Genomic DNA, 18806 nt, shown 5'->3' with positions numbered 1-18806 from the left:
GGTGTCATGCTGTTCAGAACCCCATCACGCTGCGGTAGTACTGGTACATGGCGCGGATCGCGGACTCCGAGATCAGCGAGTTGGCGGTGCCGACGTGTCCGGGATCGAGCTTCAGCACGTTGCGGTCGGTGCTGGAGCGGCGCACGCCCTCCTGCACGAACTTCATCGCTTCGTTGTCTTCCAGGCCAAGGAAGCCGGCCGGGCCCATCAGGTTGCCCTGGCGCAGGCGGTGGCGCGTCATCTCCTCGGTGTCGTCCTCATAGCCGAACATGGTCCACTGCATCAGCATGCTGTCCGGGCCGTTGGGCACGATCTGGCGCACGCCCAGCGTGTTCATCTCGCGCTGCACGATCAGGTTCGGCCAGATGGTCTGCATGGTGACGGACCACGGCGAATCGAACTCCTTGATGTACTCCAGGAAGCGGTCGTCCTGCAGGCGCATGCCTTCGTGGTAGGAGCGCATCTCCTTCTTGTTCTCGTCGCTCACCGCCGCATACTTGTCTTCCTTCTTGGCCGACGCCATGGTGCCGTGGCGGCCGTGCACCGGGTCCGCGATCATGGCGGAGTCGTTGCCGGCGACCAGCAGGCCAAACACCACCAGGAAGGAGTGCAGCAGCGTGGCGTGGTACGGGTCCTTCAGGTTCTCGTGGTACATCTTCCAGTTGCAGGGCAACTCGTTCTTGTAGTACCCGAGGATCTTGAGCGGCTTGCCGTTGAACACCACGTCGAAATCCTTGAGGATTTCCGGCGTCATGTACACGTCCAGCGGTTCCATGTCGTTGGCGTACGAGGCGAAGATCACCCCGTTGCGCGTGGCCACGTTCAGCTTCACCAGGCCATGGTCTTCATTGCGGAAGTCCTTGGGCATGCCACCGGCACGATTCACGCCGCGCTTGAACGGCACGCCCTGCAGGTTGCCCTTCAGGTCGTAGGACCACTGGTGATACGGGCAGACGAACTCCTTGGCGTTGCCCTGGCCATGCCGGCAGAACTCCGCGCCGCGGTGGGCGCAGCGGTTCTCGAAGACATTGACGGAGCCGTCTTCAGCGCGCGCCACGACGACGGGCGTCGGCCCGACGTAGGAACGCTTGAAGTCGCCCGAGTTGGGAATCTCGGCCTCCAGCGCGACGAAATTCCACGAGCGGCCGCGGAAGATTTTCTCCAGTTCCAGGTCGTACACGGCATTGCTGGTGTACACCCAGTCAGGGATGAAATGCAGGGCGTCCTCCGGCCACAGGCAGGCGGCCAGTTCGGCATCCTTGGCGCGCGGCGTGCGGTTGATGACCGCATGGGTCTGGTACATGTTTCGTTCCTCGTTCAGGATTGGGTTTCGCTCGCGCGCACGGCGGCGGCTTCGCGCGCCGCCTGCTTCAAGGGCAGGGCCGTGTCGCACAGCAAGCCGATATCGCAGGCGGTGCCTTGTTCGATCAGGTTGCGGAGCTGGCGCAGGTCGCCGCCCGCGTTGACGGCGATGGCGTGGCGCAGTTGTGCGCCGGCCATGCCAAGCAACAGGAATTTTGGGGGGGTGTCGCCCTCGGGTGCTTCTGCGCTGCCGCGCAGCGTGTAGCGCAGCGTGGGGTCCATGGCGCCCAGCATCTGGATATTGCAGCCGAGCTGGTCGGTCCAGAACCAGGGTAAGGCGGCCGGGGCCGTCGGCACGCCGAGCATGGCGGCCGCGGCGATGCGGGCCTGCTCATTGGCGTTCTGCCACGACTCCAGGCGCATCTCCTGGCCAAACAACGGCTGGTATTGGCTGGTGCAATCGCCGGCGGCAAACACACCCGGCGCGCTGGTGCGGCAGTGCGCGTCGACCCGGATGCCGCCGTTGCCCGGGTGGAGCGCAAGCCCGGCTGCCTCTGCCAGGCCCACGTTGGGCTGCAGCCCGATGGCCACCACCACCAACGGCGCGCGCAAGGCGGTGCCGTCCGCCAGCATGACGGCAACCTCGTCCGCGGCCGGCGGGATCGACGCGATCTCGCAGCCCAGGCGCAGGTCGATGCCGAGGCCGCGCGCGCGTTGCGCCAGCCAGTCCGAGAACACGCTCGGCACGGCGCGCTGCAGCAACAGCGGCGCGGCTTCGACCACTGTCACCGCCAGCCCCATGGCGCGGGCGGTGGATGCGGTTTCCAGTCCAAGGAAACCGCCGCCGATCACCAGCACCGCGCGCTCGCGGCGCAGCGCGGCCCGCAAGCCGCGCGCATCGGCGAGCGAGCGCAGGTAATGCACCCGGGGCTGCCCCTCGGGCAAGGCGGGCAGGGTGCGGGCACGCCCACCGGTCGTCAGCAGGCAGCGGCTGAAGGAAATCGCCTGGCCATCGGCGCAATGCGCCGTGGCGCTGGCGGGATCGAGCGAGGCCACGGTGGTGGCCAGGCGCAAGTCGATGCCTCGCTCGGCATAGAAGCCCGCCGTGTGCACGCCGATGCGCTCGTCTTGCTGTTCGTCCGCCAGCACGGCCTTGGACAGCGGGGGGCGCTCATACGGCGCATGGGCCTCGCCGCCGACCATGACGATGCCGCCGTCATGGCCCAGCGTGCGCAGCGCGGCGGCGGCCGTGGCGCCAGCCTGGCCGGCGCCGATGATCAGGATGGGGGCGTCTTGTGACATGGCCGGCGCTCAGGCGGTGACCATGACATCGACCAGGACATCGCTGTCCACGATCTTGACCGGGTAGACCTTGATGCCCTGCGTGGCGGGCGCGCACATGGCCTGGCCGGTGCGGATATCGAAGCGCGCCTGGTGCAGCGGGCATTCGATGCAGCCATCCTCCAGATAGCCGTCGGACAGCAGCGCGTACTGGTGCGTGCAGACGTTGTCGGTGACGAAGTACTCCCCTTCGCTGCGGTACAGGGCCAGCTGCGCGTCGCCTAGCGTGAGCGGCATCACTTCATCGTCCTGAAGCTGGCCGGTAGTGGCGATCTTGGTCCAAGCCATGATGCATCTCCTTTGATCAGTATGCTGAGTATTAATGATCAGTGTACTGATTTAAATTGCCGACTGAATCAGCGTTAACCCTTGAGCGTCGCCGAGGCGGCCGAGGTGGCCGAGGTGGCGGAATGGCCGTGCAAGGGCGTGGCGGCGCTGGCCGGGGCAGGGCGCGCCCGCGCGGCCCGGCGCTCCAGCAGGGCTTGTACCTCGCCCATGATGCCGCGGCGAAAGGTGAGCACGCAGACCACGAAAATCAGGCCTGTGACCATGCTGACCGACTCTCCCAGCGTATTGAACCAGTCCACGCCCGTCATCGCGGCCAGGCTGCTGCCGGCATCGCCGAGTTTGTTTTCGACCGCGACAATCACCAGCGCGCCCAGGATCGGCCCGGACAAGGTGCCCATGCCACCCACCAGCGTCATCAGGATGACGGATCCGGACATGGCCCAGTGCACGTCGGTCAGCGTGGCAAAGCCGAGCACCAGCGTCTTCAATGCGCCTGCCAGTCCCGCCAGCGCGGACGACAGCACAAAGGCCAGCAGCTTGAACCTGTCCGTGTCGTAGCCCAGCGAGATGGCGCGCGGCTCGTTTTCCTTGATGGCCCGCAGCACCTGACCGAAAGGCGAGTTCACCACCCGCGCGATCAGCAGCAGTGCGGCGCCGACCACGATGGACGCCACGTAGTACATCGTCAGGTCGCCCTCCAGCGAGAACAGCCCGAACAGGCTGCCGCGCGGCACCGCCTGCAAGCCGTCCTCGCCGCCCGTCACCGGAGCCTGCAGGCAGAAGAAGTAGAACATCTGCGCCAGCGCCAGCGTCACCATCGCAAAGTAGATGCCCTGGCGCCGGATCGCCAGCGCGCCAAAGGCCAGGCCGAGCAGCGCGCCGAACGCCGTGCCGGCCAGCAGCCCGAGCTCCGGCGTGGCGTGCAGGGATTTCATCACGTAGCCGCAGGCATAGGCCGCGCCGCCAAAGAACGCGGCATGGCCGAAGGACAGCAGCCCGGTAAAGCCCAGCAGCAGGTTGAAGGCGCAGGCAAACAAGGCGAAGCACATCAGCTTCATCGCCAGCACCGGGTAGGCGCCGAGAAAGGGGGCAAGCGCGACGGCCGCCATCAGCAAGGCGCCGGTCAGTCTTGCGCGAGAGTCAACGGTCATTATTTTTCCTTTCCGAACAGGCCGGCGGGGCGCACCATCAGCACGCACACCATGGCCACGAAGACGACGGTTGCCGAGGCTTCCGGGTAGAACACCTTGGTCATGCCTTCGAACACGCCCAGGCCCAGCCCTGTAAAAATGGAACCGAGGATCGAGCCCATGCCGCCGATCACCACCACGGCGAACACGGTGATGATCAGGTTCTGGCCCATCAGGGGCGAGATCTGCATCACGGGCGCGGCCAGCACGCCGGCAAAGGCGGCCAGCCCCACGCCGAAGGCGTAGGTCAGCGTCACCAGCAACGGCACGTTGATGCCGAATGCTTCCACCATGCGCGGGTTCTCCGTGCCGGCGCGCAGGTAGGCGCCAAGCCGCGTCTTCTCGATCACGTACCAGGTGGCGAAGCACACCACCAGCGAGGCCGCCACCACCCAGGCGCGGTAGTTGGGCAGCACCATGAAGCCCACGCTGGTGGCGCCCGTCAGCGCCTCGGGCGTGGCGTAGGACAGGCCGGAGACGCCATACGCCGAGCGCAGCAGCCCTTCGATCAGCAGGCAGATGCCTAGCGTCAGCAGCAGGCCATAGAGGTGATCGAAACGATAGAGCCGGCGCAGCATGGTGCGCTCCAGCACCACGCCCAGCACGCCGGTGACGAGCGGGGCGAGGAGCAGCATCAGCCAGTAGCTCAGCCCCAGGTAGGCCAGCCCCATCCAGGCCAGCACGGCGCCCAGCATGAACAGGGCGCCATGGGCAAAGTTGATGACATTGAGCAGGCCAAAGATGACTGCCAGCCCAAGGCTCAGGATGGCGTAGAACGAGCCGTTGACGAGTCCGAGCAGCAGCTGGCTCAGCAGTGCGGGCATGGGTATGCCAAAAAATTCCATGACGAGGGTTCCTTACACGCCAAGCAGGGCGTTCAGCGTGGGCATCTTGCGCGCGAGCGCGCTGGCGTCGAAGCACTCCACCATGCGGCCGTGCTCCATCACGTAGAAGCGCTCGGCGAGTGGCGCGGCGAAGCGGAAGTTCTGCTCCACCATGACGATGGTGTAGCCGCGTTTCTTGAGCGTGGTGATCATTCTGGCGAGGGTCTGGACGATGACGGGGGCCAGGCCTTCGGAGATTTCATCGAGCAGCAGCACGCTCGCGCGGGTGCGCAGGATGCGGGCGACGGCCAGCATCTGCTGCTCGCCGCCCGACATGCGCGTGCCCTGGCTCTTGCGGCGTTCCCACAGGTTGGGGAACATCGCGTAGATCTCGTCCAGCGGCATCGGCTCGCGGCCTGACGTTGCAACGTCAGGCTTGAACACCGGCGGCAGCATCAGGTTTTCCTCGCACGACAGGCTGGAGAAGATCGCGCGTTCTTCCGGGCAATAGCCCAGGCCTAGCGGCGCGATGCGGTGCGTCTTCATGCCGATGGTCTCGGTGCCGTTGACGCGGATCGAGCCCTTGCGGGCGCCGACCAGCCCCATGATGGCGCGCATGGTGGTGGTGCGGCCCGCGCCGTTGCGGCCCAGCACGGTGACGACCTCGCCCGGGTTGACGGTCAGGTCCACGCCGTGAAGGATGTGGGATTCACCGTACCAGGCGTGCAGGTCCTGGATCTGCAGGGCGGGGGTGGGTTGGCTCGTGGGTTGGTTCGTGGGTTGGCTCATCATGCGGCCTCCGCCGGTTCGGCATCTGCCGTGCCCATGTACGCATCCATCACTTGCGGGTTGCGCGTCATTTCCTCGTATGGCCCTTCCGCCAGGATGGCGCCGCGCTGGAGCACGGTGATGCGCTCGGCGATGGACGACACCACGCTCATATTGTGTTCCACCATCAGCACGGTGCGTCCGGCGGAAACCTGCTTGATCAAGGCGGTCACTACCTCCACATCCTCGTGCCCCATGCCTTGCGTGGGCTCGTCGAGCAGCATCAGCTCGGGGTCCATTGCCAGCGTGGTGGCGATCTCCAGCGCACGCTTGCGGCCATAGGCCAGCTCGGCGGTCGGCAGGTCGGCAAAGCCCTCCAGGCCGACGGCCTTGAGCAGCGCGACCGCGCGGTCGTTGAGCTCGTCCAGCGAGCGCTTGCTCTTCCAGAAGTGATAGGCGGTGCCGAGCTTGCGCTGCAGCGCCACCCGCACGTTTTCCATCACGGTGAGCTGGGGGAACACCGCCGAGATCTGGAAGGACCGGATCACGCCCTTGCGGGCGATCTGGGCGGGGCGCGCCCGCGTGATGTCCTCGCCGTTGAACAGGATGGTCCCGGCGGAGGGCGCATGGAACTTCGTCAGCAGGTTGAAGCACGTGGTCTTGCCGGCGCCATTGGGCCCGATCAGGGCGTGGATGGCGCCGCGCCGAACGCGCAGGTCGACCTGGCTGACGGCGGTGAAGCCCTTGAACTCCTTGGTGAGCCCCCGGGTTTCAAGGATGACGTCAGCCTGGCTCATGCGTGCTCCGCTTTTGGGTCTTGGCAGGTTGGGTCTTGGCAGGTTGGTTCTGCATCGCGGCTCACTTCTTCACCAGTGCGCATTCGCTGGCGGACAGCGGGCGGAATGCCGAGTCGCCGGGGATGGTGCTGATGTACTTGACCAGGTCCCACGGGCCCTTGGACTCCGCCGGCGTCTTGGCCTGCGCCAGGTACATGTCATGCACCATGCGGCCATCCACGCGCACCTTGCCGGCATGCACGAAGTCGTCGTTGACCGCCAGGGCGCGCATCTTCTCCGCCACCGCCGGGCCATCCACCGTCCTGGCCGCCTCAACCGCCTTCAGGTAGTGCAGCACACCGGAATACACGCCGATCTGCCCGTGCGTCGGGTAAGCCTTGTGCTTGGCGTAGAAGCGCTCCACGAAGGCCTTTGACCTGGCGTCGAGGTCGAGCTTGAATGGGTCCACATAGGTCAGGCCCTGCGCCACGCTCGGGCCCAGGCTCTTCAGGTCGGTGATGAAGGTCGACGGCGTGATCACGGTCTGTCCGCCCTTGATCAGGCCGAACTCGCCCGCGGCCTTGACGCCGTTGATCATGTCGTTGCCGGCGTTGGCCAGCACCACCACCTTGGCCTTGGACGCAGAGGCGGCCACGATGGGGCTGCTGAAATCGCTGGCGTTAAGCGGATGCTTGGTGCTCCCCACGTTCTTGCCGCCGCTGGCCTCCACCTCCTTGCGGAAATCCGATTCCAGCGACTGGCCCAGCGCGTAGTCCACGGTGATGTAGTACCAGCTGTTCTTGCCGTCGGCGATCAGCCGCTTGACCAGCGGCGCCGACACCGAATACGTATCCCAGCCCCAGTGAAAGCCGGTGGGCGAGCAGTTCTGGTTGGTCAGCGCCATGGCGCCGCCGGTGGAGACGATATTGATCTTCTGTTTTTGCCTGGCGATTTCCTGCACCGCCAGCGCGGTGGAGGAGTTGGGGAAATCGATCACCATGTCCACGCCATCGGTGTCGAACCAGCGGCGCGCCAGCGACGAGGCGATGTCCGCCTTGTTCTGGTGGTCGCCAGAGAGCACCGTGACCGGCTTGCCGAGCGCCTTGCCGCCGAACTCTTCAACGGCCATCTGCGCCGCGAGCACCGAGCCGCGGCCCGAGAGATCGGCGTAGGAGCCGGACATATCGGTAATCACGCCAACCTTGACGCCGTTGGCATCCGCCAGCGCGGCGGTGCTGCAAAGCAGGGCGATCAGGGCGGGGATCAAGGCAGGAATCGGGGTGCGGCGTGCGTTGTGCAGAGACTTCATGGGGGCGCTCCAGACAGGGTGAGTGGGGTTCGGGAACCGGGATAGAAAACCAGATGGCTTCGCCTTGGTGCAGCGATCAGTATGCTGATCATTAACTGCAGTGTACTGAGCAAATTTCGCGCCAGAGGACGAAGCCGGGCTACAGGGCTACAGGGCTACAGGGCTACAGGGGGCACAGTGGGATCAGGTATCCAGGTTGCGGCCACGGGTCTCGGGCACGAACACCATGCCGACGACAAAGGCGATGGCGGCGATCGAGACCGGATACCAGAGGCCGAAGTACACATTGCCGCTGGACACGTTCATCGCCGTCACGACGAACGACAGCATGCCGCCGACCCAGCCCGCGCCCAGGTGGAAGGGCAGGGACAGCGACGTGTAGCGGATGCGCGCCGGGAACAGCTCGACCATGAACGCCGCCAGCGGGCCGTACACCATGGCGAGCAAGAGGATGGGGATCAGCAGCATCAGGAACAGCATCGGGCGGTTGATGGCGGCCGGGTCTGCGTGCTCCGGCCAGCCGGCGGCCACCAGCGCCTGCTTGATCGCCGCTTTGTCAAAGCCCTGCAGCGTGGTGTCGCCGATGCGCAAAGCGGGCTGCGCTCGGGCATCAATCTGCGTGAATTCGTAGCCGACGCCAAGATCCGTCAGGTAGCCCTTGACCTTGTCGCACGCCGACACCGGCTCGGCAAACAGGCGGAAGTGGCAGTCGCCGGCGCGTAGCTGCACCGTGTTGCGCTGCTGGAACTGCTCCAGCGCCGGGTTGGCGTAGTGCGTCAGCGCCCTGAAGATGGGCTGGGTGGCCAGCGCCGCCAGCAGGCAGGCGGCCATCATGATGTGCTTGCGGCCGATCCGGTCCGACAGCCAGCCGAAGAACAGGTAGCAGGGCGTGGCGATCACCAGCGCGATGCCGATCAGCAGGTGCACCAGTTCCAGCGGCACGTGCAGCGTCTTGTTGACGAAGAACATCGTGTAGAAATGACCGGTGCCAAAGATGGCGCCGAGCCCGGATGCCACCACGAACAGCAGCAGCACGTACTTCAGGTTGGCCCAGTTCGTGAAGCTGTCCAGGATGGGGGATTTCGACGTGGCATTCCCGGCTTTCATGCGCGCAAAGATCGGCGACTCATGCAGCTTGCCGCGGATGTAGACCGACACCACCAGCATCAGGAACGAGACCAGGAACGGCAAGCGCCAGCCCCATTCGCGGAACTGCGCCTCGGTGAGGAGTGTCTTGAGCAGGTACACGACCAGCAGCGACGAGAGCAGGCCGAGTGTGGCCGTGGTCTGCAGGGAGCTGGTGTAGAGCCCGCGTTTTTCCACCGGAGAATGCTCGGCGACGTAGGTCACCGCGCCACCCACTTCGCCGCCCAGCGCCAGCCCCTGCAGCAGGCGCAGCACCACCAGCAGGATGGTGGCGGTGATGCCGAGCTGGCCATAGGTGGGTAACAATCCGACACCCACCGTGGCGATCCCCATGAGCAGGATCGTCACCAGGAAGGTGTGCTTCCGGCCGATCTTGTCGCCCAGCCGGCCGAACAGCAACGCCCCGACCGGGCGCACCAGGAAGCCCGCGCCGAAGGTGGCAAGGCTGGCGAGGAAGGCCGTGGTCTCGTTACCGGGCGGGAAGAACAATGCACCAAAGTAGACCGCCAGCGCCGCGTAGATATAAAAGTCGTACCACTCCATCAGCGCCCCGAAGGACGACGCGAGGATCACCTTGCGTTCTTCCCTTGTCATGCCCTGCTTGCGCACGGCGGCACCGTCATTGGCCAGGCTGATCGTCATGGTCGTTTCTCTCCGGGGCCAGGTCAGCCTGCCCGTGTGTGTATCCCACACTGTCAGCATGCTGAGTAATTTCAATCAGTGTACTGAGCAGAATTTGTCAGTGTTATGGGGGTTAACCCTTTTGGCTCCGGCTAGACATTCCCCAACCTCGTTGCTATATTAAAAATGCTCAGCATACTGATCAATTAGCAAGCCCCCACCAAAACAGGAGTCGCCACAGCATGACGAGAATTCGGAAGATTGCCCTGGAAGAGCACTTCATGGCCCCCGGTTTCCAGGCCTATTCGAAGGGATACCTCCAGCACATCGACGCAGCGGTCATGGCCGATCTCGCCAGGCGCCTGGCGGATTTCGACGACATACGCATCGGCGAGATGGACCGCGCCGGCATCGATTTCACCATCCTGTCGCAGACCGGCCCGGGCGTGCAGGGCGAGACGGATCGCGTCGCCGCCATTGGCCGTGCCCGTGAGAACAACGACTTCCTGGCGGCACAGGTGGCGCGGCACCCCACGCGCTTCGCTGGCTTTGCCGCGCTGCCGATGCATGACCCCGTCACGGCCGCGGACGAGCTGGAGCGCGCCGTGAAGCAGCTTGGCTTCAAGGGCTCGCTGGTCAACGGCCACACGCAGGGCGTGTATTACGACGATCCATCCTATGACGCGTTCTGGGAGCGCATGCAAGCGCTGGACGTGCCCATGTACTTGCATCCGACCGATGCGTTTGTCGCGCCGCATGTGTATTCGGGCCATCCCGAAATCAGCGGCGCGGCCTGGGGCTGGGGCGTGGAGACGGCCAGCCACGCGCTGCGCCTGGTGTTCGGCGGCGTGTTCGACCGCTTCCCCCGGCTCAAACTCATCCTTGGCCATATGGGCGAGGGGCTGCCGTTCCAGCGCTGGCGCTTCGATAGTCGCTTTGCGGTGTACTCGCATGGCATCAAGCTGGCGAAGAAGCCGTCGGAATACATCGGCAGCAATATCGTGATCACCACGTCGGGCGTGTGCTCGCCGGCTGCGCTGAACGGCGCGATTGCCGAGATGGGCGCCGAGGCCGTGCTGTTCTCGGTCGACTATCCCTACGAATCCACGGCGATTGCGGCGGACTTTATCGAGCAGGCACCGATGGACGAGGCCACCCGCCGCCTTGTCTGCCATGGCAATGCCGAACGCATTCTCAAGCTTTGAACCCCGAAACAACGGAGCGCCCCGTGCAAAAGACTTTCCGGATCGGCCAGATCGTGCCGAGTTCCAACACCACGATGGAAACCGAAATCCCCGCGATGCTGCTCGCGCGCCAGCAGGTGCGGCCTGAGCGGTTCACCTTCCACTCCAGCCGCATGCGCATGAAGAAGGTGGTCAAGGAAGAACTTGCCGCGATGGACGGCGAATCCGACCGCTGCGCGCTGGAACTGAGCGACGCCCGCGTCGACGTACTGGGCTATGCCTGCCTGGTGGCCATCATGGCGATGGGCCACGGCTATCACCGCGTCTCGGAGAAGCGCCTGCAGGCTCATACCGCGGCTAACGGCGCCGATGCGCCGGTGGTCACCAGCGCCGGTGCGCTGATCGATGCGCTCAAGGTGATCGGCGCCAAGCGTATCGCCGTCGTTGCGCCGTACATGAAGCCGCTGACCGAGCTGGTGGTGGACTACATCCGCAACGAAGGCTACGAAGTGGTGGACTGGCGCGCGCTGGAAATCCCCGACAACCTTGAAGTCGGCCGCCATGATCCTGCCAGGCTGGCCGGCATCGTCGCGCAGATGAACACCAAGGATGTGGACGCCATCGTGCTGTCCGCCTGTGTGCAGATGCCGTCCCTGCCGGCGGTGGCCAAGGTCGAAGCCATGACCGGCAAGCCGGTCATCACCGCCGCCATCGCCACCACCTACGCCATCCTCAAGCAACTCGACCTGGAGCCCGTGGTGCCAGGCGCCGGCGCTTTGCTCTCGGGCGCTTACTAAGATGAGTACCTTTGTTTGTGGCGGCAACGTCCACGCCAACGGCATCCGCCAGCACTATCTCCGCTATGGCGGCCACAGCGGTGCGCGCGTGACGCGCGATCCGGTGATCGTGGTGCCGGGCATCACCAGCCCGGCCATCACCTGGGGCTTCGTAGGCGAGCGCCTTGGCGAGCAGTTCGATACCTATGTGCTGGATGTGCGCGGACGCGGCCTGTCGTCTGCGTCGGACACGCTGGACTACAGCCTGGACGCCCAGGCCGCCGACGTGCTGGCGTTCGCGCAGGCGATGAACCTGCCCAGCTACAGCGTGGTGGGCCATTCGATGGGCGCGCGCATCGGCATCCGTGCCGCGCGCAGCCAGCCTGCCGGGCTGGCGCGGCTGGTAATGGTGGATCCACCCGTGTCCGGTCCGGGCCGGCGCGACTATCCCGCGCAGCTCGCCTGGTATGTGGACTCCATGGCGGTGGCGCGCCACGGCGTGGACATCGAGACCATGCGGCGCTTCTGTCCCACCTGGACCGACGAGCAACTGGCGTTGCGCGCCGAATGGCTGCACACCTGCGACGAGCGCGCCGTGCTGGCCAGCTTCCAGGGCTTCCACACCGACGATGTGCACGCCGACTTGCCGGGCATTGGCATTCCCGCCTTGTTGATGGTGGCCGGCCGCGGCGATGTGGTGCGCGCCGAGGATATCGAAGAGATTCGCGGGCTGCTGCCGCAGCTTGAAGTCAGCCATGTACCGGGCGCCGGCCACATGATTCCCTGGGACGACGAGGGCGGCTTCTACAACGCGCTGGGCGACTTCCTCGGCGCCGAAATTGTCCCCCGGCAAAAGGCCGCGGCCTGAACTACCGATCGACCGATCTACCGATCAGCAGGAGAGAACATGCCAGTCAGTGACCACGCTCTGATCCAGGCCTGGAAACAGGTCCTCACGCTGTCCCGGCTCGCGCCCGGGCAGACCGTCACCATTCTCACCAGCGCCGCCACGCATCCGCAGACGCTGTCGTGCGCGCTGGTTGCCACCCAGGCGATGGGCGCCATCGTCAATCGCCTGGACCTGCCGCCCGTCAACGCGGACAAGGCCTTGAGCCGCGATCCGCTGGCCTACCTGGGCACCACGGCGCTCACCGGCAACCGCGCGGCCATTGCGGCGCTCAAGGAGAGCGACCTGGTGCTGGACCTGATGACGCTGCTGTTCTCGCCCGAGCAGCACGATATCCTCAAGACCGGCACCAAGATCCTGCTGGCGGTGGAGCCGCCCGAAGTGCTGGTGCGCATGGTGCCCACCGAAGCCGACCGCGAGCGCGTGAGCGCCGCCAACGCGCGGTTGTCGCGGGCGAAGGAGATGACGGTGACATCTGGCGCGGGCACCGACCTGCGCTGCCCGCTCGGCGAGTTTCCCGCCATCAGCGAGTACGGCTTCGTCGACGAGCCGGGGCGCTGGGATCACTGGCCCAGCGGCTTCGTGCTGACCTGGCCGAACGAGGGCGGCGCGAGCGGGCGCATCGTGCTGGACCGCGGCGACATCCTGCTGCCGCAGAAGGGCTACGTGGCGGACCGGGTCGAGTTGACCGTGGAAGGCGGCTTTGCCACGCGCATCGAAGGCGGCCTGGATGCCGAGCTGCTGAACGACTACATGGCGTCGTTCAACGATCCGCAAGCCTACGCCATTTCGCACATCGGCTGGGGCTTGCAACCGCGCGCGCGGTGGTCCACGCTGGGCCTGTATGACAGGGAGGCCTCGATCGGCATGGACGCGCGGGCTTACGAGGGCAATTTCCTGTTCTCGCTCGGCCCCAACAATGAGGCAGGCGGTGGCCGCACCACCGCCTGCCATATCGATATCCCGTTGCGCAACTGCACCGTGAGCCTGGACGGCGAGGCAGTGGTCAGGCAAGGCAAGGTACTGGACGGATGGAACAGCAAATGACGAGACATGGCGAACTCCCCACCTACGAGCGCCAGGGCTTCGGCACCCAACTGCCGCTACAGGGCCCCGTAGGCCTGCTGATCGTCGACTTCGTCAACGGCTTCGCCGATCCGGCGATGTTCGGCGGCGGCAATATCGCCGAGGCCATCGCCAACACGGTGCCCCTGCTGGCCAGCGCGCGGGAACAGGGCTGGGCGGTGGCGCACAGCCGCATCGTGTTTGCCGACGACGACGGCGACCACAACATCTTCACGCTGAAGGTGCCCGGCCTGCTGACGCTGAAGGAGCATGGGCCGGCCAGCGCGATCGTTGCGCAGCTGGCCCCGCGCGATGGCGAGCTGGTAGTGCGCAAGACCGTGCCGTCCGCCTTCTTCGGCACGTCGCTGGCGGCGTGGCTGACGCAGCGCGGCGTGCGCACGCTGGTGGTGGCCGGCGCGGTCACCAGCGGCTGCGTGCGCGCCAGCGTGGTCGATGCCATGTCGCACGGTTTCCGCCCGCTGGTGGTGTCGGACTGCGTGGGCGACCGCGCGCTTCAGCCGCACGCGGCCAATTTGTTCGACATGGAGCAGAAGTACGCCGCCGTGATGCCGCGCGAGCAGGCGCTGGCGACGCTGGCCCGGCTCTGAGCGGCGCCCGGTGCGCACGCTGATGCGCACCACGCACGCGCATCGGCTGAAGCCCCAATTGACGGGCGCGGCCCGTTTCGCCAATGTGTCGATAAGCTCAGTGCACTGAACATGTGCCGCTGGACGTGCGATCAGGCAGGTGCACGGAAATTGCTTGCCGACTTGTTGGTTGCCGGGCTATCCGCTACCCACGAACCCCACAAAGCAGTCACGGACGGCGGCAAGCCCGGGCTGGAGAAATGTATGGACAAAGACCACATCGAGAAGCAAGGCGGGCAGGGCGTAGGCGCGCGCGTGGCGCGCAAGGAGGACGCGCGCCACCTGCATGGCAAGGGCCGCTTCGTCGCCGACATCGCCATGCCCGGCCTGCAGGAGGTTGCGTTCCTGCGCAGCCCCATGGCGCATGCGCGGCTGCTGGCGCTGCACAAGCCGGAAGGGCTGGAGCATGCGGTGATCGGGCGGGACGATATGCATGGCGCGCTCGATATCGTGGCCGACTCGGCTTTCCCGTCATACCAGCAGTCGGCGCAGCCGCCCCTGGCCGCCGGCAAGGTCCGCTTTGTCGGCGAGCCCATCGCCATGGCCTTCGCGCCGACCCGCGCCCAGGCCGAGGACATCGCCGAGCGCATCGTCGCGGAGCTGGATGAACTGCCGGCGCTCACCGATGTCGATGGCGCACGGCAGGCCAGCGGCACCACGCGCGTGCACGAGCACTGGAAGGACAACCACTTCCTCACACTCACCGCCGACAAGAATTTCGACGCGCTCAGCAAGACGGCCTCCGTGGTGGTCAGCCGCAAGATCGACCTGGCGCGCCAGTGCATGGTGCCGATGGAAGGCAAGGCCGTGCTGGCCTACTGGGACCACCAGTTCGACCAGCTGATCGTCTACAGCGCCACCCAGGTGCCGCACATGATCCGCACGGTGCTTAGCCATTGCCTGGGCCTGGAGCAGGAAAAAGTCCGCGTGATCTCGCCCGACGTGGGCGGCGCCTTTGGCTACAAGTGCGTGCTGCAGCAAGAGGAACTGTGCATCGCCTGGCTCGCCATGACATACCGCAAGCCGTTCCGTTTTATCGAAGACCGGCGCGAGCACCTGACCGCGGGCGCCAACTCGCGCGAGCACCACTACGAGGTCACGGCCTACGCCGACGCGCGCGGGCGCCTGCTGGCGCTGGACGCCAGGATCGCCATCGACGGCGGCGCCTATTCGGTGTGGCCCTTCACCATCGGCCTTGAACCCGGCCAGGCCATCGGCAACCTGCCGGGGCCGTACGCCTTCGACGGCTACCGCTGCATCACGGAATGCGTGGCCACCAACAAGCCCGGCTTTGTCCCGTACCGGGGCGTGGCGCGCACGGGCGTGTGCTTTGCCATGGAACTGCTGATGGATGCGCTGGCGCGCGAGGTCAAGCGCGAGCCGTGGGAGATCCGTTGCGAGAACCTGGTCCAGCCGGAATCCATGCCCTATGTCAACGTCACCAACAAGCACTTCGATGGCGGTGACTACCCGGCCAGCGTGCGCAAGGCCGCGCAGATGATCGGGCTGGCGCGCATCCGCGAGCGCCAGCGTCAAAGGCTGAACGATCCTTCGGCGGGCTCGCGCTATCTCGGCGTGGGCTTTGGCACCTACACCGAGCAATCGGCGCACGGCACCTCGGTATTCGCCGCCTGGGGCACACCGGTGATTCCCGGCTTCGATTCCGCCACCGTGCGCATCACGCCGGATGGCGGGCTGGAAGTCCGCGTCGGCGTGCACTCGCATGGCCAGGGCATGGAGACTACCTTTGCCCAGATCGCGCACGAGATCCTCGGCATCGATGTGTCGCGCGTGAAGGTCGTGCACGGGGACACCGGCGTGACGCCGTTCTCCACCGGCACCTATGCTTCGCGCTCGCTGGTGATGTCGGGCGGCGCGGTATCGCGTGCTTGCAAGGCGCTGGTGCCGCGCCTGCTGAAGATCGGCGCGCATATGCTGCAGCGTCCCGAGGACGAGGCGACGCTGGCTGGTGGTTCGGTCAAGGCGGGCGACGCCGCCGTGCCGATCAGCGAAATCGCCAACGCCTGGTATATCAACCCGCAGCGGCTGCCCGCCAATGTGGATCCCACCGGGCTGGAAACCACCATGGGCTACAAGCCCAACGTGGATACCGGCAGCTTCACATACTCCACCCACGCCGCGCTGGTGGAGGTGGACACCGATTCCGGCCACGTCGAGATCCTCGACTACGTGGTCGTGGAAGACTGCGGCACCATGGTCAACCCCATGGTGGTGGAAGGGCAGACTTATGGCGGCGTGGCGCAGGGTATCGGCACGGCCATGTTCGAGGAGATGCGCTACGACGGCAACGGCCAGCCGCTGGCCTCCACGCTGGCCGACTACATGCTGCCTGGCCCGACCGAAATCCCCTCGATCCGCATCCACCATTTCGAGACGCCGTCGCCGCATACGGAATTCGGCGCCAAGGGCATGGGCGAGGGCGGCGCCATCGCGCCCCCCGCGGCCATCTTCAACGCGGTCAACGACGCGCTGGGGCAGTTCGGCGTGGAGTTGCTGGAGACGCCGCTCACGCCGCGCAAGGTGCTCGAAGCGCTGGCCCGCGCCGAGCAAGCCCGGAAGCCGCAAGCCACGCCAACCAGAGAGGCGGCCTGAACCATCATGAAAGCAGCTGCATTCACTTATCACGCGGCCCCCACGCTGGCCGCCACCTGCGCCGAGCTGGCGGACCGCACCGACAACGCCAAGGTCATGGGCGGCGGGCAGTCCATGGGCCCGATGCTTAACCTGCGCCTGACGCGCCCCGATGCCATCTACGATCTGTCGAAGCTCGCCGAGTTGCGCACGGTCACCACGCAGCAGGATCGCGTGCGCATCGGCGCCGCGGTCACCCATGCGCAGATCGAGGATGGCGAATTCCCGGCACTGCGCGGCGGCATGCTGCAATCCGTGGCGAGCGGCATCGCCTACCGCGCCATCCGCAATCGCGGCACCATCGGCGGCAGCCTGGCGCACGCCGATCCCGCGGCGGACTGGGTGGTGGTGCTGACCGCCGTTGGCGCGCAGATCGAGCTTGCATCGAAGGCCGGCATGCGCCTCGTGCCCATAACGGAGTTCATGCTGGGTGCGTACACCACGGCGCTCACCGAAGGCGAGCTGATCTGCGCTGTCCATGTGCCGAGCCAGCCCGATACGGTACGCTGGGGCTACCACAAGCTGTGCCGCAAGACTGGCGAGTTCGCCGAGGCCAGCTGCGCCGCGTACTTCGATCCGTCCACGCGCTTCGCCCGCATCGCACTGGGCGCGCTCGACGGCGCGCCGGCGCTGCTGCGCGGCCTCGCCCACGACATTGCCGCGCACGGTCCCGCCGCGCTCACGCCGCAGGCCGTGCTGGCCGCCGTGACGCAAGCCACGCCGGCCAAGGATGCGATCGACCGCAAGCTCTGCTGCGCAGCCGTCACTCGCTGCATCGAACAACTTTTCAACTGAGGGCCGCAGTGGAAACCATCACACTGACGATCAATGGCCGCGCCGCGTCCGGCGCCTGCGCGCACCGCACCCACCTGGGCGACTTCCTGCGCGACGCACAGGGCCTCACCGGCACCCACCTGGGCTGCGAGCACGGGGTTTGCGGCGCCTGCACCGTGCTGGTCGACGACAAGCCCGTGCGCTCGTGCATCACCTTTGCCAGCGCCTGCGCCGGCAGCAAGGTGGTGACCATCGAAGGCTATGACGACGACCCCGTGATGCGCGACCTGCGCGCTGCGTTCAACCAGCACCACGCGCTGCAATGCGGCTACTGCACGCCCGGCATGCTGGCCACCGCGCGCGACATTGTGCTGCGGCTGCCGGATGCCGACGAGGCAACCATCCGCCATGAGCTATCGGGCAACCTCTGCCGCTGCACGGGCTATATGGGGATCGTGGCCGCGATCAGCTCCGTGCTGGCGCAGCGCAAGCCACCTGCAACGGGCAACGCGGTGCAAGCCGTAGCAGCGACCGTGAAACGCGAATTCGTCTGCTTCACGCCTGCTGCCGACAGCGCTGTCCAAGCCCAAGCCGAGCCTGCCGCCAAGGAAGAAGCCGAGCGCAGCGCCGACAAAAAGGGCTGGTCGCGCATCGACGGCAGCTTCAAGGTGCCGTTCCCGGCTGATGACGTGTGGGGCTTCATGGCGGACCTGCCGGCGGTGGCAAGCTGCCTGCCAGGCGCGGCGCTCACCGAGCAGGACGGCGATCGCGTCAAGGGGCATGTGGCGATCAAGTTCGGGCCGATGGCGGCGCGCTTCAACGGCGCGGCGCGGCTGGAGCGCGACGACGCGAACCGGCGCGGCGTGCTCAAGGGCGCGGGGCAGGATTCGCTGAGCAACTCCAAGGCCGCCGGCGACATCACCTATGTGCTGCAGGCGATATCGGCGGGCGAGACCGAAGTGCTGATCGACCTGCAATACTCCCTGCAAGGCCCGCTCGCGCAGTTCTCCCGCTCGGGGCTGGTGCGCGATTTCGTCCGGCGCATGATGGCGGACTTCGGCAAGAACGTCGCCCGCAAGATGGACCCGTCGTTGTCGGAGAGCGAGCGCAGCCAGGCCACGCAGATGAATCCGGTGTCGATGATGCTGGGGGTGATGTGGGAGAGGGTGAAGCGGGTGTTTGGTGTGGCCCGCTGACGCGGGGGAGGGGGGCTTTGGGGGGCGGGGGGTTTTTTTG

General features: G+C 66.2%; 17 protein-coding genes. 8 read left to right on the top strand and 9 right to left on the bottom strand.

Translation table 11 applies throughout. The features are described 5' to 3' along the window. Positions 1 to 13 precede the first annotated feature (13 nt). The 9 genes from AC1RQC_RS09425 to AC1RQC_RS09385 form a co-directional block, all read right to left on the bottom strand. Positions 14 to 1303 carry an aromatic ring-hydroxylating dioxygenase subunit alpha gene (locus AC1RQC_RS09425; RefSeq protein ID WP_492372223.1) on the bottom strand — a complete coding sequence of 430 codons (1290 nt, stop codon included), beginning with the start codon at positions 1301 to 1303 and terminating at the stop codon, positions 14 to 16. Between the two features lie 14 nt (positions 1304 to 1317). After that, positions 1318 to 2604: an NAD(P)/FAD-dependent oxidoreductase gene (locus tag AC1RQC_RS09420; protein ID WP_492883059.1), complete on the bottom strand. Its 1287-nt coding sequence runs from the start codon at positions 2602 to 2604 to the stop codon at positions 1318 to 1320. 9 nt (positions 2605 to 2613) lie between these two features. Next, the gene (locus AC1RQC_RS09415) at positions 2614 to 2931 is read right to left on the bottom strand and encodes a non-heme iron oxygenase ferredoxin subunit (protein ID WP_150986098.1); all 318 of its coding nucleotides are present in this window, start codon (positions 2929 to 2931) and stop codon (positions 2614 to 2616) included. 74 nt (positions 2932 to 3005) lie between these two features. Continuing rightward, positions 3006 to 4082 carry a branched-chain amino acid ABC transporter permease gene (locus tag AC1RQC_RS09410; protein WP_492883057.1) on the bottom strand — a complete coding sequence of 359 codons (1077 nt, stop codon included), beginning with the start codon at positions 4080 to 4082 and terminating at the stop codon, positions 3006 to 3008. Continuing rightward, positions 4082 to 4966 (bottom strand): branched-chain amino acid ABC transporter permease, encoded by an 885-nt coding sequence (locus tag AC1RQC_RS09405; protein WP_150986100.1) that lies wholly within the window; start codon positions 4964 to 4966, stop codon positions 4082 to 4084. Before AC1RQC_RS09405 ends, AC1RQC_RS09410 begins: the two co-directional genes overlap by 1 nt. 12 nt (positions 4967 to 4978) lie before the next feature. Next, the gene (locus tag AC1RQC_RS09400; RefSeq protein ID WP_492811397.1) at positions 4979 to 5734 is read right to left on the bottom strand and encodes an ABC transporter ATP-binding protein; all 756 of its coding nucleotides are present in this window, start codon (positions 5732 to 5734) and stop codon (positions 4979 to 4981) included. Next, complete coding sequence (locus tag AC1RQC_RS09395) at positions 5734 to 6510, bottom strand: ABC transporter ATP-binding protein (protein ID WP_492883055.1); 777 nt, start codon at positions 6508 to 6510, stop codon at positions 5734 to 5736. The genes AC1RQC_RS09400 and AC1RQC_RS09395 overlap by 1 nt, the downstream gene beginning before the upstream one ends. Before the next feature lie 61 nt (positions 6511 to 6571). After that, on the bottom strand, positions 6572 to 7798 hold the full coding sequence (locus AC1RQC_RS09390; RefSeq protein WP_492372219.1) for an ABC transporter substrate-binding protein: 1227 nt from the start codon (positions 7796 to 7798) through the stop codon (positions 6572 to 6574). 183 nt (positions 7799 to 7981) lie between these two features. Beyond that, positions 7982 to 9586 carry an MFS transporter gene (locus AC1RQC_RS09385; protein ID WP_492811257.1) on the bottom strand — a complete coding sequence of 535 codons (1605 nt, stop codon included), beginning with the start codon at positions 9584 to 9586 and terminating at the stop codon, positions 7982 to 7984. A gap of 221 nt (positions 9587 to 9807) precedes the next feature. On the opposite strand from AC1RQC_RS09385, the gene AC1RQC_RS09380 reads away from it, so the two are divergent. The 8 genes from AC1RQC_RS09380 to AC1RQC_RS09345 all read left to right on the top strand — a co-directional run bounded on the left by AC1RQC_RS09380 (position 9808) and on the right by AC1RQC_RS09345 (position 18766). Beyond that, the gene (locus tag AC1RQC_RS09380; protein WP_309406136.1) at positions 9808 to 10770 is read left to right on the top strand and encodes an amidohydrolase family protein; all 963 of its coding nucleotides are present in this window, start codon (positions 9808 to 9810) and stop codon (positions 10768 to 10770) included. A gap of 23 nt (positions 10771 to 10793) precedes the next feature. Next, positions 10794 to 11546 (top strand): maleate cis-trans isomerase family protein, encoded by a 753-nt coding sequence (locus AC1RQC_RS09375; RefSeq protein WP_492883053.1) that lies wholly within the window; start codon positions 10794 to 10796, stop codon positions 11544 to 11546. Between the two features lies 1 nt (position 11547). Continuing rightward, positions 11548 to 12393 (top strand): alpha/beta fold hydrolase, encoded by an 846-nt coding sequence (locus AC1RQC_RS09370; RefSeq protein ID WP_416052053.1) that lies wholly within the window; start codon positions 11548 to 11550, stop codon positions 12391 to 12393. Positions 12394 to 12432: 39 nt separating this feature from the next. Then, entirely contained in the window at positions 12433 to 13479 is a 1047-nt protein-coding gene (locus tag AC1RQC_RS09365) for a 2,5-dihydroxypyridine 5,6-dioxygenase NicX family protein (RefSeq protein ID WP_492372215.1), read from the top strand. Beyond that, positions 13476 to 14105 carry an N-carbamoylsarcosine amidohydrolase gene (locus AC1RQC_RS09360; RefSeq protein ID WP_492811262.1) on the top strand — a complete coding sequence of 210 codons (630 nt, stop codon included), beginning with the start codon at positions 13476 to 13478 and terminating at the stop codon, positions 14103 to 14105. Before AC1RQC_RS09365 ends, AC1RQC_RS09360 begins: the two co-directional genes overlap by 4 nt. 243 nt (positions 14106 to 14348) lie before the next feature. Beyond that, positions 14349 to 16757 carry a xanthine dehydrogenase family protein molybdopterin-binding subunit gene (locus tag AC1RQC_RS09355; protein ID WP_492811264.1) on the top strand — a complete coding sequence of 803 codons (2409 nt, stop codon included), beginning with the start codon at positions 14349 to 14351 and terminating at the stop codon, positions 16755 to 16757. 6 nt (positions 16758 to 16763) lie between these two features. Beyond that, complete coding sequence (locus tag AC1RQC_RS09350) at positions 16764 to 17591, top strand: FAD binding domain-containing protein (RefSeq protein WP_492883050.1); 828 nt, start codon at positions 16764 to 16766, stop codon at positions 17589 to 17591. A gap of 8 nt (positions 17592 to 17599) precedes the next feature. Next, complete coding sequence (locus AC1RQC_RS09345; RefSeq protein ID WP_492883048.1) at positions 17600 to 18766, top strand: xanthine dehydrogenase family Fe-S subunit; 1167 nt, start codon at positions 17600 to 17602, stop codon at positions 18764 to 18766. The last annotated feature ends 40 nt before the right edge of the window (positions 18767 to 18806 follow it).

The sequence above is a fragment of the Cupriavidus sp. GW822-FHT03E04 genome, from assembly GCF_058801495.1.
Note: the sequence above shows the minus strand (reverse complement) of the source record. Positions and strands in the feature narration are given on the sequence as shown.